We start from the raw sequence: 14,592 nt of genomic DNA on the forward strand, positions 1-14,592 counted from the left end.
GTCATTTCCTTTTCAGGTCAATCGATGAGCTCGATCTTTCCCGATAGGATCAGCGAGCACCTCTCGCCGCAACGAATGGAATGATACCCGATCTCGCAAGTTTTTGACAGCGGCTGTGACGTCGGAAGCGGACCTTTATGAGCACACGCCCTAGCTGCCGCTGAATACTTCAACTTTCCAACTCTTCGAGGAGCACCGCCGCCTCGATTCTGTTTACCGCATCATCCCAAGACTCGCCCTTTTTCGGGGGCGGTAGATGCGGCTTAAGGGCAGCAAAGCGGTCGTGAAGTTGCCTGCGCGATAGCTTCCCTCCTCTGAGATAGAATCCGAGCGCGGCATGCTCGTAGGTCTGATAGCCATATCGGACGCACGCGCCCAACTTCGTCAGCGCGGGCCCTAAGGTGGCCTCCTTGCCCTCCGCCGCGCTCTGACGCTGTTTCAGCAACGCAGGTACACCGAACAAATAGCCCAACTCTGGCACAACGCGGAGTACGAATTTCCGCGCGCCAAGACAGGCTTTCAGTTTATCGGGATGTGTACCGAGCGCTTTCTCGAGGTCGGTCAAAGGATGTCCTCGTACCCATAGCTTCGTAAGCTTCTCAAGGTAGGGCAAGGCAAACGCGCACCTATCCTCGCTGGTTTCAAGCGATGTGACGTCATTGCCAAACAAGTCGTCAATGGTCTCCGGTCGGAAAATTTGAGCGAACAGATCGCCATTGGCCTTCATCCAGTTGAAGAACCACTTCCGCCAATCAGTGACCGTCTCGTAGTCTGTCGCATCGTTAAGGTCCTTGGAGAGGCGCTCCATCACAGGCAGCGCGATCCCCAAGGTCGAGGCAACTTGGTGGTCCACCAAATCGTCGTCAGATTCTGGTTTTTCCTTGTGCTGGAAAGCTACCGCTGCCGCGAGTCGTGTCTGGATCCACCTCTGATCACCACGCTTACGCGCCCTAAAGCCGGACAGCGATTTCTTGACTGCATCCTCAAGCCCCACTGACGCCAATCGAGCAATCGCGTAACGGTCGACCTCCCCGTTGGCGCCCACTGCCGCATGAACGCGGTCGAGAATGGCCGTCAACGGGTCGTCTATTTCCAAGCACTGATCGGACTGGCCGAAGACCTTTTGCAACTCGGTCCAATGCGCACCGATCGTGGCATCCTCTACATCAATGCCGACCACCTTGCCGGGGATAACTAACACAATACCGTTCGCATTCTGGCCGGCGCGGCCGGCCCTCCCCGCTGCGTTAAGGAGCTCCTGGGCCTGCAAGACCTCGCGGCGATCTTTGGCTTGATCAAAGCGGCTGTCCTCTGCGATGATCACCAGCTCGCTTGGAAAGTTCATCCCCTGCGACACCGTGGACGTCGCCGCCATTATCGTTGCGCCGTTTGCGCGCTGGTAGAGGGACTCACATAGCTGCCTTTCTTCGGGCAGCAGCAGGCCGTGATGAACGACGCACGGAGACACTAAATTCCCTTTGCTGACGTCAAGAAACAGATGGTCCGCGCCGCCGATCTCCAGCTCGCTTGTCGCAAACCACCCTCGTTCATCTTCAGTGAGCTCGATCTGAACCGCGCCAAGGCGCTTTGTTATCTTGTTCTTAGCGCTTACCGCGTTCTGGATCGTTTGGAAGAAGACTAGTGTCTTAACGCCTGCGCCAGCCGCCGCTGACGCAATCTCAGATGAGACTAATCCGGAATTCGGGGTTAATTTCCACCACTTGCTGGCTCCAAGGTTGATGGCCTCTCCGAGGAGACCAAGTAGGGTGTAGTCCTTAATATTGCGAGTTGCCCATGTCTGCTTGAGGCTGAAAAGGCCCATAGGTACGCTTTTCAGCTTCTCTCTGTCTTTAGTCGACGGCGCTTTGGTTTTTCGGGCGCGGGCAGCCTTCACGAGGCCGTCGCTTAGTTGGTTCACGTCGCTCTGCGGATACACAACGCTTCCGCGCAATTGCCGTGTAGGTTTCCACGGAAGCGAGAGCGAAAGGCAAGTACGCCCCGTCATCTCTTGAATCCAACCCGCGATCTCGTCTGTATTCTTCATCATTGCGGATAGTAGGAGGAAGCTAGCGGTTGGCACCAAGCCCCCAAAATTGAGCAAACACAGCATTGCGTCGAGCGCTCGCCTCCCTCGACCTTCTTCTGGATGCAGCAGATGACATTCGTCAAAAATAAGCAGGCCCACATCTGCAAACACGGTGGGCTCGATGCTCATTTGTGCCAGGCAGGACTCCGGTGTCATCACAAAGATTTCTGGTAAGTTATCCTCCTCACTCAAAAAGCCGATTTCATCGAAGCGCTCCTGCTCGACCTTGGCCCGTCTAAACGTTTTTCGAAGGCCTATCGTCGTTTGCCCCACGAGAGCATTAGTCGGCGCGAGGAAGATGACCTTTTTATCACGGAGCAGTGTGGCATATATCTTTAACTCCGAGAGCGTCGACTTTCCCGCACCTGTAGGGAAGCTGACAGCAGCAGAGTTTTCTGACTCCAAATAGCCCTGCGCGACGGCTTCGCGATGATTTCTCCAAAGGTAAGGTCGCTTGCGTGCGATGCGTCGCATCGCGTTGAGCCACTTCTCACCCCCGATGCCCGATGGAGGCGCAACGCCCGTGACAGCACTACCCGACAGATCGCCTGAGACAGCAAGAAGCAGGGAGGCCAAGTGGTGCGGACCGGAGAACGATCCAACCTCATCACCTAGCCAATCCTTTCCATCCGGTCGGGCTGCCGAGCTCAAGCGCAAGACCGAGCGGAAAATCTCCCTTGCTTGACCTGTGTCATCGTCATCTCCGCGCAGAAGCTGGTCCGCCAACGCGCGCACACCGATCAATAGTTTGTGGTATAGCGCCAGTGCGGCGGCCTCAGCGGCGGAATCGCCGGTAACGGCATCCTTCGGTGGCAGGGTAGCTGATGTGATCCCTACGAGTTCCCCTCGGGCCAACGATCCTAACGATTCGATCAGCGTACGTTCAACGCGTGAAGCAGCTTCCAGATTAAATCGGCTGGCGATCTCGCTGGCATCTGCCGTTGCTTCTGCAACGAGGAAGAGCAACATGGCCGCGATGTCAGACGAGATACCATTAGCATCGACATATGTGCCGCTCACTTCATCCTCTGCGCCGATCCGCCGGGCGTTGAAACAGAGTTGATGCGCAGAGCCGGCAACGAATGCCGCCGCCGCGCGGTCGTCACGATCCGGGGAGACCGCCACCAAGATTTCATTCGTGAATGCCAGCCGTTGCATCTCTGCAACGAGGGCAACAACGGCTTGATCGTCATCGACCCCACCTTCTCGCAGGCGGACGCGAGCTGCCGCAATGCGTGCGAATGCTTTCGAGAGCTCTTCGGGAAGTCGACTTCGGTCCATCCCATCGAGCGATGGAGCCGATCGTATCAGTTCAGCGGTGTCGGCATCATACATGCACAGCCACCATCGCCGTCGCCTTCTTGGTGGCGCGATTGGCGAGCACTGCCATCCATGCTCGCAAATTCTTTAAGTACAGCACCTCACCGCGACGTCGGATGACCTCTCCATTCACCACGGCGTCATATCCGTCAAAGAGCTTCTGATAACCGCTCGCGTCGTTGTGTTCATCGCCGATGGTGATCGCTATTCGATAGTAACGCGCATTCTTCCACACGATTGTTTCTACGGCTGAGTCAACATCCACACTCTTCGCCGTCTCCAAAAGCCTCGTGACTTCCGCCGCCAACTCGTTGTCGCGCTCGCCACTCTGCATTCCTTCGAACTCTTTCCAGATACGATCGCGCACCATCTTTCGAGCGTTGTCTGTCGCCTTCTCTTCGCAGATCACAACGGAGGTCACTAGATTAGTTTTGGGATCAATCTTTACGTGAACGCCGTCGAAACCCTTGTGCGCGTGGATCATATGCGGCGGAGCGATTAGGCCGTTCGGGTCCTGAAGGTTTGCTGCGATCCAAGAAATGACCTGAAACAGCCAACCGTCACGATGCCATGGATTTTTGGGATCTGTGGCCGTTAGCAATTTGAGCGCCCCAGCAAGTTCCGTCTCCTTTGCGTCCGGAGCGGCGAAACCTGTTTCCTTGAGCACACGACGCACATATCGGCTTTGACCAAGAGCAACCCTTGCGATCAGCCCTGCCAATTCATCGTCGTTGGTAATTGTCCAACTACTACCAGCCCAACCATTTTTGCCGCCAATAACGCTAAAAGTAATAGGCATCCCCGAATCCCCCAAGGATACTAGTAGGTCTTGCCGGGACGCCCTTCAACCATAGATGTGCATTACCCAACGACAGTCATTAGGATCTGGGCTTTGGCTGGTTAATGGCACCGTTGAGATCATCGCGTGCCTTGCGGTCGATTTGGCTCCTCACCGCAGATCGTTGCTCCAAAAAACTTGGCTTGAACTTGGCGTTTCTGCCTTCTGCGGCGGCCAAAGCTTCGTCGGCAAATGCTAGAGCTTCTTGCAGGTTACCCAGCCCAAGATTTGCCTTCGATAGCGAAAAGGCAACGAAGGGTTGGCTCTCCGGATCGGTTATGCTGCGCAGAATGTCATCGGCTTCAATGAACCGGCCTAGCTCCAGCAACGTCTCTGCGTAGTTTCTCCGTTGGTACGCACTCGGCCGGTTCAGCGCTTCAAATCCCTGCAGCGCCAACTTTAAATGTTTGTCCGCTGCTTCCCCTGATTTCGTCTTTGCAAGTTTTTGCTGGATCTCGGCGTACGCGCCACGACCGCGATCTTCGCGTATATCGTGCGCCGACGCCGTGTCGATCAGACCGGAAAGCATCTCCAGTCGTGACGGATTCGTCCATGCCCAATTTCTGACAATCGATGCCAAGGTCTCGTAAGCTTGGGGAATACCTGCCAGCAGCCCGCGCGATACGTGAGCCATGCACAAATCATAGTTCACATCGAAGATATTGTTCGACCAATCCTCCCGTGTCCAGTGAAGCGCTTCAATGAGGCCGAGCGTCACCGAACTCGAAAGGCCTTCACCGCCGGCGGCGATCGAGGCCATGAGTTCATCAGCCAACTGCTGCGCTCGCTCCACATTTCGATTCGGTTCCTTAGAATAGAGGCGAACCAGTTGCAGCTTTGCCTCGGAGAGCGGCACTTCGCTTTCTAGCACCTGCTCGAACAGCTTTGCCGCCTCGCCGCCCTCGTCGATAGAACGATGCAACTTTCCTCGATGATGGCTTATCTCGGCCCTTTGGCGGGGATTGAGGTCAGGGGTGTCGTCGAGAATATCAAATACAGATAGGCGTTCGCGGTACCTCCGCTTCGCCTCAGTAGAGCCCTTGACCTCACGCTCATATCGAAACAGCGCTTCCACTGTTTCAATGACCAACATTAGCTGCATGTCCCTTGTTGGCCCTGAGGCGCATCGTAAACTTCGCGCTAGGTCCGTTGGGTCGGGCAGCGATGGCACATCGGTATCAGCGGCATCCCAAGCGAAGATGAGAGCATACAGATAGGTGGGTCGGCGATCTCCTGCTGCAACCCTCGCTTCGAGTTTCCTCCGATGTGTTGCCGCGACCGTTTGTAAATTGTGCGTGTCGCCTCGAGTCAGCGACGCAATGTATAGTTCGAGGGCGTCGTCGAGTTCAGCGGCTCTGGCCTCGCTGCACCAGCCGCCGCCCCGAAGTGCGGCAAAAACGATCTCATGGAGTCTTATGACGGAAGCCCTGTCTACCGCAGTGAGCGCGTTCGACTGAAGATTACGGACACCGACAGGTTTAATCGCGCATCTCAAGAACCCAGTGTCGCAGATGGGCTGGTCAGCCCACGCAAATACCGCCAGCTCCCCTTGTAGGCTCGAACGCAGGCGACCGAGAATGCGCTCATAGAGCCTAGTATCTCCATCTGTAAACTTTCCGATCGCCTCGCAGTCAATAGCGATGTCGCCCCAACTCGTATCATTAGCCACGGCAGCGTTGATCAACGCCAGGCTCAGCGGATGGCCACCCGCGGTCGCCAAAACTTTTTCGAAGATTGGCCGCGGGCATGGATCAACGCCATCTGCTTCGAGGAGCGATTGGGACTCATTCTCAGTTAGCAATGGCAGGCTGTAACTACTTGACGCGACCCGACGAGTGAGGATGATGTGCGAGCCTTGCCCGCACAGGTTAGACAATTGAGCCGGTTCAAGGTCCGCCCTTGCATCGTCAATGACAAGCAAGCATCGCCTGGTGCTGAGAAGACCGACAACATTGAGGGCGTCTCCCGCCCTTCTGATCGTGACGGCCGACAGAGCCTCGATCCGTTCAATGTCCGCACCGTCCAGCCAGATCGTCTGCACGTACTCGTTGCGATGCCTCTCGACATAGGCGGCGGCGGCTTCAGATTTCCCGACCCCACCCATACCGGAAATCGCGATGCATGGTGATCGTCCAAGGGCGTCGGCGATCGCAGCGTCGACATCCGGCCTTTCGATGTGACGAGAGCCAGGACGGGGAGCTCTGAGATCGAGTGCGTGTTCATCTCGCACCGTTGCCAACACCGGAATAAACTCCGACAGGTCGTCGATCGCATCGTCGCTGACCATCAATCGGTCAACGATCTCCTCAGCGATTCGTCTTGCGTCGAGAACGTGGACACTTCGGCCCTGACTTACGTTCGATTCGACGAAGGTGTCGATGGCACCAGCAGGGGCGACTTGAGACGAAACCAAGTAAATCTGCTTCACAGACGGGTGCCGGTGAACAAGGTGAGCGAGGTCGTTCCTAGGTTTGTCGCCGGCAAAGTAGCCCTTGTCGGTCGAGAACTCGGCCACTGTGTTGTCATTCAAAGCTGTAGCGTCCACCGTCCTGCCGATAGGATTGCCCCTAACGCTGACGCCACGCTGCACCAGGGGAATGTCGAGTAACCGGGCGAGAAACCGGGTACCGAAAGTCTCAAAAAGAGGACCCGGTCCCATAGCCTCGATGTTTGGGACGAGCCGCTCGATGTGGGCCGCTCGCAATAACCGGTTCAAGCTGAAATCCCGAAACTAAACAGTCGACCGAAGAACACTCTCAACGATGTCACAGTGTCAGCGCGCCAGCTGGCCGGCGAACGGCGGCGTCAGCCCGTTTACAGCTGGGAAGACGCGCCCGGTGCGGGCCAAGGCGGCCATAAGCGTCAGATGAGCCCGCCACCCGCGATATTCGGGATCATCGTCGATCCCGAGCGCGCGATCGCCCATAGGTGAAAAGCGCATCAGCTGCTGGCTAATGCCTTGACGGCCGAAAACCCAACAGGCGATGCGGTGCCTCGACAACATGACGCAAAGACGGCCCGCGTCCAGGTGGAACGCCGTTGCATCGGCCCTTCCAGACAGAGGATGATGCACGAACATGAACGGTCGCTCGATCCCCTGGAAGCGATTGGCGGTCTCGACGAACACGTCTGCCATCGCAGGGCCAAGCCGTTCGCGTACCGCGTTGACCTGGCTCACATGCGCGCAAACAACGCCGATCTTGTCAGGCGTCACTTCCGAAACCCGACCGTCGTCGCTCATCCACGCGCGCCGCCGTAAAAGCCTTGCAAGCGAGGCGACAAGCTCTTGCGCAAGGTCACCGTCGGCCTCTCCCGTAATCTGTGCAGGCAGCTCGACCATGACAATCGATGCTCCCGCAGCGGCCACGTCTAGCGCGGCGTCGAATGGCATGATCCCCGCGACCTCGAAGCGCACCGACCGATCCTGGCTCATAGCTCGGAACGGCATGTCCGGGTAGAAGGCTGGCTGAATGAGGCGTACCGTATCGTCATTGAGGCGGCGCGAGACCGGGAGGTCGAGTTGGAGCACGGAAGGATGACGTTTCACCAATGCCGCCGGGCATGAAACCTGAGGGCCGGCAGGATCGCAGCGCCAGCGTTCGATCTCACAGTTGACGAAGGGATCGATTTGGCCCGGGTCGCCGATTAGGACGTGACGCGGGGCGAGATTGGAGATCAGCTGGAAGCGATAGTCAGGAAGCTGGAATGCCTCATCGACGATCTGCAAGTCAAAGCACGGCTCGGTAGTCTGGATCCATGACCATTTGGCCGCGTTGCCGATCGTTATCGACGGGTGCTGGGGCAGGCTCGGCACGTCATGCACGATCACCAAGTTCGGCAAACTCGCGACGTCGGCCGGCAAGCTTAAGCCCCGCCGGGCAAACAGGTGAATAGGCAATGATTGCGCATTTCGGGTGAGCCGGCGCGTCAGATCGAAGGCCTGCTCGTTGGTCTGCGTCACAATCATGCAGCGCTGATCGAGCATGGTGGAGCTCTGCAGAGCAACGCGCTGGGCGACACCTGTTTTACCTGCGCCGGGAGGCGAACGCAGCACTAGCGCTGGGACACCCTGCCATTGACTGGCGAGCACTTGCTCAAGGGCGGCATCGGCGGCGGCTTGAGGATTGAAGGCATCCGTCATGCTAGCCTCTCCACCGCGGCGAGCAGATCTGCAGGCATGGGCCGGCCAACCGGGGCCGATACTGGTGTTATGTCGCTGTGCGTCCAAGGCGCATTGGTGAGGCGCACACTCATCTGAGCGAGTTCATTGCCGATCGCCTGCCAGTTGGGCGCCTCCGGACCAAAGTCCAGCGTCGTGCCAAGCGACATGCGTTTCGCCGCGTTCTTACCCACCAGCACCCTGCCAGTGACCCAGGTGAACGGGCCACGCCGCTCCACACCGTCGATACGCAGCGACATCTTTGGATCATCCAGTGTCCACAGTTCGTCGCCTGCGCGAAGGTGAAGGCTGTCCTGATGGCTCGACAGAACGAAATCATACTCAAAAAGACGTGCGCGAACTTTCTGTTGACGGATGTCTACGACCTGCGCGCGTAGCACGCTGCCGCTGACGACCCCCTTTTCGCGCGCGGCTCGATCATGGCGAAGCATGCCCGCTTCCAGGTTTGACTCGGCACGCTCGCGCGCGACGATCTTCATGGCGCCGGCCTTCGGCTTGTCATGATACGGCAGACGAAAGCCCTCATCGCGCGCCGCCATGAAGCGTTCGAACTCTTGTGCCTCTTGGTCCGCCAGCGCATCAAGCGCAGGGTTGGGCTGCCATCGAACCGCCGTCAGCAGTGACATCGCACGTTGGGTAGCTGCATAGATTGGGCGAATCACACCCTCAAGCAACTGCTGAATGCGCGCATGATAGAATGAGAGAACGGCTTCACTCTCGCCGGCAGAACGAGCCCGGTTATAGTCTTGAATGGCAGGCTGAAGCGCCGTCCGGTCGAAGCGCGGATCTGTCTTCTCCGCCATTGGCTGCGCCTCCGCGGTCGCGACGGCTGCAAAGATATCGCGCCCTGCGGGCGGCTCGATCCACGTCAGCAGCGAGCCGAGATGCTCGTCCTCGCCTTCCTGCTGGCCAGTCGCAAAGTGGGCGCGGAGTGCCTTAGTAGCAGCAACTAGGGCCTGCTGCCCGGCCACAGGCGAGCGCTCGCCCGCATAGGTCCACAAGCTTCCGAGCCGTTTGATATCGTCTTCATCAGTAAAGCGCAGACGATCGGCAAGTGTGTCGAGATGCCCGAGGGCGCCGGAGGAAGACACCCAAATCTGCGGAAAGGTTCCCGCTGCACGGCACTCGGCATAATAGGCCTCGAACAAGGGCAGCAGCCAGCGTAGCAGACCATATTGATCGTCACGACGACGAGGATCGGCGACAACGTTAATCTCGGGCGAATAGCCGAAACCGCCGATCGCTGCAGCATGCACGGAGGTATCCTCGCCGGCCATGGCAAGCAGCGTCAGGATGCGCGCATGAGGTTGGATTACGAGCTGGCGCTGCGCGACAATCGGGACGGCCTGTCCTCGCTGGAGTGCCCGCAAGCGGGCTGCTACATGGACAAGGTCAGCCATTTGCAATCCGATCGAGTAAGAGGGCCGCGGCGCGTAGCTCGGCTCCAAGAGCAGCCTCTGCGTGATTTTCGGGCGGCCGGCCGCGCCCATCCAGCAAGTCGAGCGCGCGTGTGATCGAGCCCGCCGCGGCGAGCTGCTCGGCAGCAGCATCGCCCAGGATGATGGGTTGGCCAGCGGCGAGCGCTTGAGCGCGACAGTGTTCCCACAAGGCGCAATGCTCCTTGCAATTAGATCTATAATTATTGGGAATCTGGTCGATGACGTCGCGGCTCGCAAAATTGGCGCCCGCAGGCACCAAGCGCTCGACCTCATCGAGGTCGGCGGGCGCGGTCGAGAGGGCCCTCACCAGCGATGCCATTTCGGACTCAGCTCGCATGGAGGCAAACAGCCGCGGCACGAACGAACCGGGAGCCCGAAGCACCATGTCGATACGATCTCCGGCTCGATCCGGATCATCATTGCGGCTTTCGAGGTGCTGACGCAAAGCCAACGTCCCCACCGACGCTTCCCGGCAGGCGGATCGTAAGTGGGCCTTGTCGGTCTTGCCGCCGCGATCTGCGTAGGACTTGATGACGCCAACGCGGTAGGAAGGCGCGTCATCGCTTGCGACCATATAATCGAGTTCGATCGCGTGTGTGACTCCGACCAGCGCGAGCGGCAGTCGAGGATTGAGAATGAGATTCGGGGCAAGTGGATTGCCCGAATGCTTCATGTCCAAGAGACGCTGGGTTTCGAGTTCCCGCCGCTGGCGGGCGAGCCGCCCGTCGCCAGGCGCATGATCGGCCACCGATGAGATCTTGACCTCGGTCGGCCCCAAGTGCCCCTTGTCGCGATAGGCAGTCAGGAGCGAGGTCCCACCGTTCTCCAGCAGGCGGCGCTCATAGGCTTGGCTGAGCGTCATCGCGAACGGCGACATGATGTCGGGCTCAGCGCGCAATACGTGCTTGACAATCTCGGTGGGGGTGAGCCCCGCGATGACGATCGCGCGCAGCCGGGTACAGCCGGCGTTACGGGCCACGCTCTCAATGCCGCGCGCTCCCACCTCCACGGCCGGGATACCTCCACGCAGACGAGCAAGGCGCGCGTTGGCCGGAGTCACCTGATCGCCCTTTCGGCTGCCTTTGTGTCGACCATGACGGGACGACCCCAAAGCTTGAAAGAGGCGGCACTCGACGAGAGCCGAGCAGCAGCGGACTGTCGCTCGGCGAAATCGGCATCATCGAGCATCTTCAGTTCGGCCTGCGCAGCGTCGGTCACGCGCTTTGGATCGATCGGCTGCCCCGTATCACTGGCGCCCGGGATTGATCGCGCGAACGAGAACAGCAGCCGCTCAACGCCCTTTGCCTCGGCCGCCCCGACGTCGCGAAGATGAGCCAACCGACGCGCGAGATTGGTTGCGATTCGCAGATTGTCGGTGCGCATGCTGCGCGAGCCGATAATTCGGCGTTCGAGAGCCCAGGTGGAACTCGTGAGCAGCCTCGGAATAGCGGTAAGCTCGACGGCGCTGATCGCGGGCAGGATCCAGGCGGGGCGCGCTGCAAGGTTCCGCCGCGCCGCATTTTCCTCATCCCGTCGGAGGCTGGCGAAGCGCGAAGGCGAAGGTCGGTTACCTGTGAGCGCCGCCGTCAAATCTGCGACGAGTGCAGGTGCAGCCGGGACACCCAAATCATCGAGTGCGTCAAGCGCGAGCTCGCGAAGGGGTTTGCCAGGTTTACGCAAGTGGGGCGTCGCGATATCGCGCGCTTCGAGTTCGCTAAACCGGAGGGCGTCTGAGAGACGCTGATATTCCGCAGTCAGCTCAGTGATTTTGGCCTGCGCACGCTCCCGGCCAGCCGTATCTCTTGCGCCCAACGCCTTGGTCAGCTCGGCATAAGCCTCCTGCTGCCGACTGGCATTGCGGGCGAGTTGTTCAGATATGGTTAGGGCGCGAGGCATATCCTCTATATAGCACTCCACGCTCTTCCATGCAATACCACGCTTGTCCTTGTATCTCCATGCATATAAGCGACTGATTCTTCAGCGAAATTCACTGGATGAGGGTGAACCCAAAAGGCTTGCTGGCCAATTACACTATGCACTATTGCATATTCTGCCTAACTTGCCTATTCTGCCTTGAAGAGGATATCCTATGAGCACTTCTAAACAGGCGCACCCGGCTAAAGCCGCTCTGACCAAGGCCATCGAGAGCAAGGTTGAGCAGATGGACATGGCGGGCCTGCTTGAGCTCGCCGTGACATTGAAGGTCCCGGTACCGCCATCGGCCAACACAGCTCGCGGACGCGAGCGAAAGCCCTTTGCACGACCGTCTAATCCGAAGGACCGAGTCCTACAAGGCAGTGGAATCGGGCCAGTCGTATCGGCCGCAGAAGGCGGTCGGTTACTCGATGCTATTACGAGGGATGACAAGTCTGCAGACTGGGTCGAGAGCGATCTTCTTGGCGCAGGAGAGTTGGTCAATCGACTCAACATCTCGCGTGGGACGCTCGATAACTGGCGGAAGGCGAATAAGATAATTGCTTTGCGGAAGGGGCTTCGCAACTTCCTATACCCAATTCGTCAATTTGAGCGGCTGAGGCCCCTTGAAGGTCTCGACGTGATCGCATCATTCTTCACGTCACCCGAAGAGACATGGGAATGGCTGGTTTCCCCCAACCGGATGACCAGCGGCAAGCCGCCGATCGACAAGCTACGTGATGGTGACCTCCCGCTTGTCAAGAGCGCGGCGGAAGGCGCATTTGACTACGCGTGAAAATCGTCATTTCCAAACTTCGCGCGCGAGTCATCGAGGCCCGCATCGCCGACTGGCCGCGCATTCTCCCCAGCCGGCACCGCTCGACGCCTGCCAACGCAGGTTACGGATCGAGTCGCTTCTCGAGTCCGTCGGGAGCGTTCCGGGTGCTATACGCTGCCGACAATTTCCCGACTGCGTTCGCGGAAGCCGTAGTAAGGGACCGCTTCGAACGCAAGACAAAGCGCTTTCTCTATCGACCCCACCTCGAACAGTTGTGCGTGACCTCGATCAGTTCGAGCCGAGAGTTGTCGCTGCTCGACCTACGCGGGGCTGGAGCGTACGAAGCTGGGGTCGACACCGATGCCAATCGCGCACGCGCGCATGGCGCCGGCCAAGCCCTGTCCGAAGCAGTTTACGCTGAGATGAATGATATCGATGGCATCCTCTTCAATTCGCGCCTAACGACTGGCGACTGCGTGGCGGTCTATGATCGCGGCCTTTCGGCGCTTTCGGGCACGCCGCCGGTAGCCTTGCTCCAGGCAGCACTGCTGCCTACCGAGCTTACCCGGCTTGGCATCACAATTCGCAGCAAACGCGGATACGCGACACCATGAGACGCGCAGCTCCGATGAAGGCGCGCGAGGCAGCGCAAATGGCGCCACGATTTCGTATTCTTTCGCCCAAGCGTAACAAGTTGCTGCAGACCGGCTGGGAAGGGTTCTTTCCCTACTACGCCGGCTTCCCTGAGGTGTTTGCGCGAGAGTTGCTACAAAGTGCCGAGCTCCCCAATGGTGCGGTCATCCTCGATCCTTGGAATGGCAGCGGTACCACCACCTACGCTGCGAGCGGTCTTGGCCTGAGCTCGATCGGCATCGACCTGAACCCCGTGATGATCATCGTCGCGCGCGCGCGATTGCTTCCGCCAACCGAGGCCGATCATTTGAGGCCTCTCGCCGCGACGATCCTCTCTCACGCCTATTCCACGCCGCCGATTTTGGACCCGAACGAAGCCTTGCTTGGCTGGTTCAAACCATCCACAGCTGCCTTTATCCGAGGCATTGAGCAGAACATTCGGCGTAGTCTCGTGGGCAACATGACCAAGTCGCCGGACGGGATTCATCTCGACAAAATCTCAGGCACTGCGGCGACGCTCTATGTGGCGTTGTTCGCCGCCTGCCGTAAGCTCGTTGCACCGTTCCGCTCGTCAAATCCAACGTGGCTGCGCGTGCCGAAAGAGACCGACGCCCGCGTTGCGGCGACGAAGGCTAAAGTCGCGCAGTACTTCGCGGCAAATGTACGGGACATGTCCGGGGCCTTGGCGGCCACGCTCGACGCAGATCTTCGTATTGCGAACCCTCCACGCGCCGGGGAGTGCGAGATCAGCCTCTCCGACACCGCATCAATGAAGCTGAGGAAGGGCAGTGTCGATTTCGTGCTGACTTCACCGCCGTATTGCACGCGAATTGACTATACTGCCGCAACGCGCATAGAGCTCGCCGTTCTGGGGCCATTGCTGACTATCAGCGCCCGCGCACTTGGCAAACAGATGATCGGATCAACGCAGGTGCCAAGCACTTTGATCGAGGTCGATGAAAGCTGGGGCAAGACTTGTGCCCGCTTCCTAAGGGCTCTGCGGAAGCATCCGTCGAAGGCATCAGGCGGATATTACTATCGCACGCATCTTGACTACTTCCACAAGATGTCGCGCTCGATCGAGCGTATGTCCCACGCACTGAAACCTGGCGGGCATGCGGTCCTTGTCATTCAGGATTCCTACTACAAGGACATTCACAACGATTTGCCCGAGATCATCTCCGAGATTGGAGTGACACATGGGCTGAGCCTTAAGCAACGTAAGAACTTCCACTTGCGATCTATGTCCGACATCAATCCCGGTCGTCGGTCTTACGAACGCCCGTCGGGAGCAACCGAAGCCGTTCTCTGCTTCGTCAAATAGTGTGATAACTTTGGGCGATGACGCCGCGTAGACGTTCACAGGCTATTCGTAGGGCGCTCGGGTTTAGGGCCTTGAGGACC

The 14,592-nt window shown here is 58.7% G+C and carries 10 protein-coding genes; 3 read left to right on the forward strand and 7 right to left on the reverse strand.

From position 1 onward, the window contains the following. Positions 1-169: 169 nt before the first annotated feature. The 7 genes from QA635_RS35180 to QA635_RS35210 form a co-directional block, all read right to left on the reverse strand. Positions 170-3,421, reverse strand: a complete 3,252-nt coding sequence (locus tag QA635_RS35180) for a DEAD/DEAH box helicase (protein ID WP_283064310.1) — start codon at positions 3,419-3,421, stop codon at positions 170-172. After that, the gene (locus QA635_RS35185; protein WP_283064311.1) at positions 3,414-4,205 is read right to left on the reverse strand and encodes a hypothetical protein; all 792 of its coding nucleotides are present in this window, start codon (positions 4,203-4,205) and stop codon (positions 3,414-3,416) included. The genes QA635_RS35180 and QA635_RS35185 overlap by 8 nt, the downstream gene beginning before the upstream one ends. A 79-nt stretch (positions 4,206-4,284) precedes the next feature. Then, a complete protein-coding gene (locus QA635_RS35190; RefSeq protein WP_283064312.1) occupies positions 4,285-6,960 on the reverse strand; it encodes an NB-ARC domain-containing protein in 2,676 nt (891 codons plus the stop codon). A 57-nt stretch (positions 6,961-7,017) separates the two neighbouring features. Beyond that, the gene (locus QA635_RS35195; protein WP_283064314.1) at positions 7,018-8,385 is read right to left on the reverse strand and encodes an AAA domain-containing protein; all 1,368 of its coding nucleotides are present in this window, start codon (positions 8,383-8,385) and stop codon (positions 7,018-7,020) included. Continuing rightward, positions 8,382-9,824 carry a hypothetical protein gene (locus QA635_RS35200; protein ID WP_283064315.1) on the reverse strand — a complete coding sequence of 481 codons (1,443 nt, stop codon included), beginning with the start codon at positions 9,822-9,824 and terminating at the stop codon, positions 8,382-8,384. The genes QA635_RS35195 and QA635_RS35200 overlap by 4 nt, the downstream gene beginning before the upstream one ends. After that, positions 9,817-10,923, reverse strand: coding sequence for a hypothetical protein (locus QA635_RS35205; RefSeq protein WP_283064316.1), 1,107 nt, complete (start codon positions 10,921-10,923; stop codon positions 9,817-9,819). The genes QA635_RS35200 and QA635_RS35205 overlap by 8 nt, the downstream gene beginning before the upstream one ends. Then, positions 10,920-11,759 (reverse strand): hypothetical protein, encoded by an 840-nt coding sequence (locus QA635_RS35210; RefSeq protein ID WP_283064317.1) that lies wholly within the window; start codon positions 11,757-11,759, stop codon positions 10,920-10,922. Before QA635_RS35210 ends, QA635_RS35205 begins: the two co-directional genes overlap by 4 nt. 193 nt (positions 11,760-11,952) lie before the next feature. Here QA635_RS35210 and QA635_RS35215 point away from each other — a divergent pair, with 193 nt between their 5' ends. Genes QA635_RS35215 through QA635_RS35225 form a run of 3 tightly spaced genes read left to right on the forward strand, consistent with a single transcriptional unit; the run spans position 11,953 to position 14,512 of the window. Next, entirely contained in the window at positions 11,953-12,573 is a 621-nt protein-coding gene (locus QA635_RS35215; RefSeq protein WP_283064319.1) for an antitoxin Xre/MbcA/ParS-like domain-containing protein, read from the forward strand. Beyond that, positions 12,570-13,169 (forward strand): RES family NAD+ phosphorylase, encoded by a 600-nt coding sequence (locus QA635_RS35220; protein WP_283064321.1) that lies wholly within the window; start codon positions 12,570-12,572, stop codon positions 13,167-13,169. Before QA635_RS35215 ends, QA635_RS35220 begins: the two co-directional genes overlap by 4 nt. A 14-nt stretch (positions 13,170-13,183) precedes the next feature. Further along, the gene (locus QA635_RS35225) at positions 13,184-14,512 is read left to right on the forward strand and encodes a class I SAM-dependent methyltransferase (protein ID WP_283064323.1); all 1,329 of its coding nucleotides are present in this window, start codon (positions 13,184-13,186) and stop codon (positions 14,510-14,512) included. Positions 14,513-14,592: the final 80 nt, after the last annotated feature.

Source organism: Bradyrhizobium brasilense, assembly GCF_029714345.1.
GTDB classification, from domain to species: Bacteria; Pseudomonadota; Alphaproteobacteria; order Rhizobiales; family Xanthobacteraceae; genus Bradyrhizobium; species Bradyrhizobium australafricanum.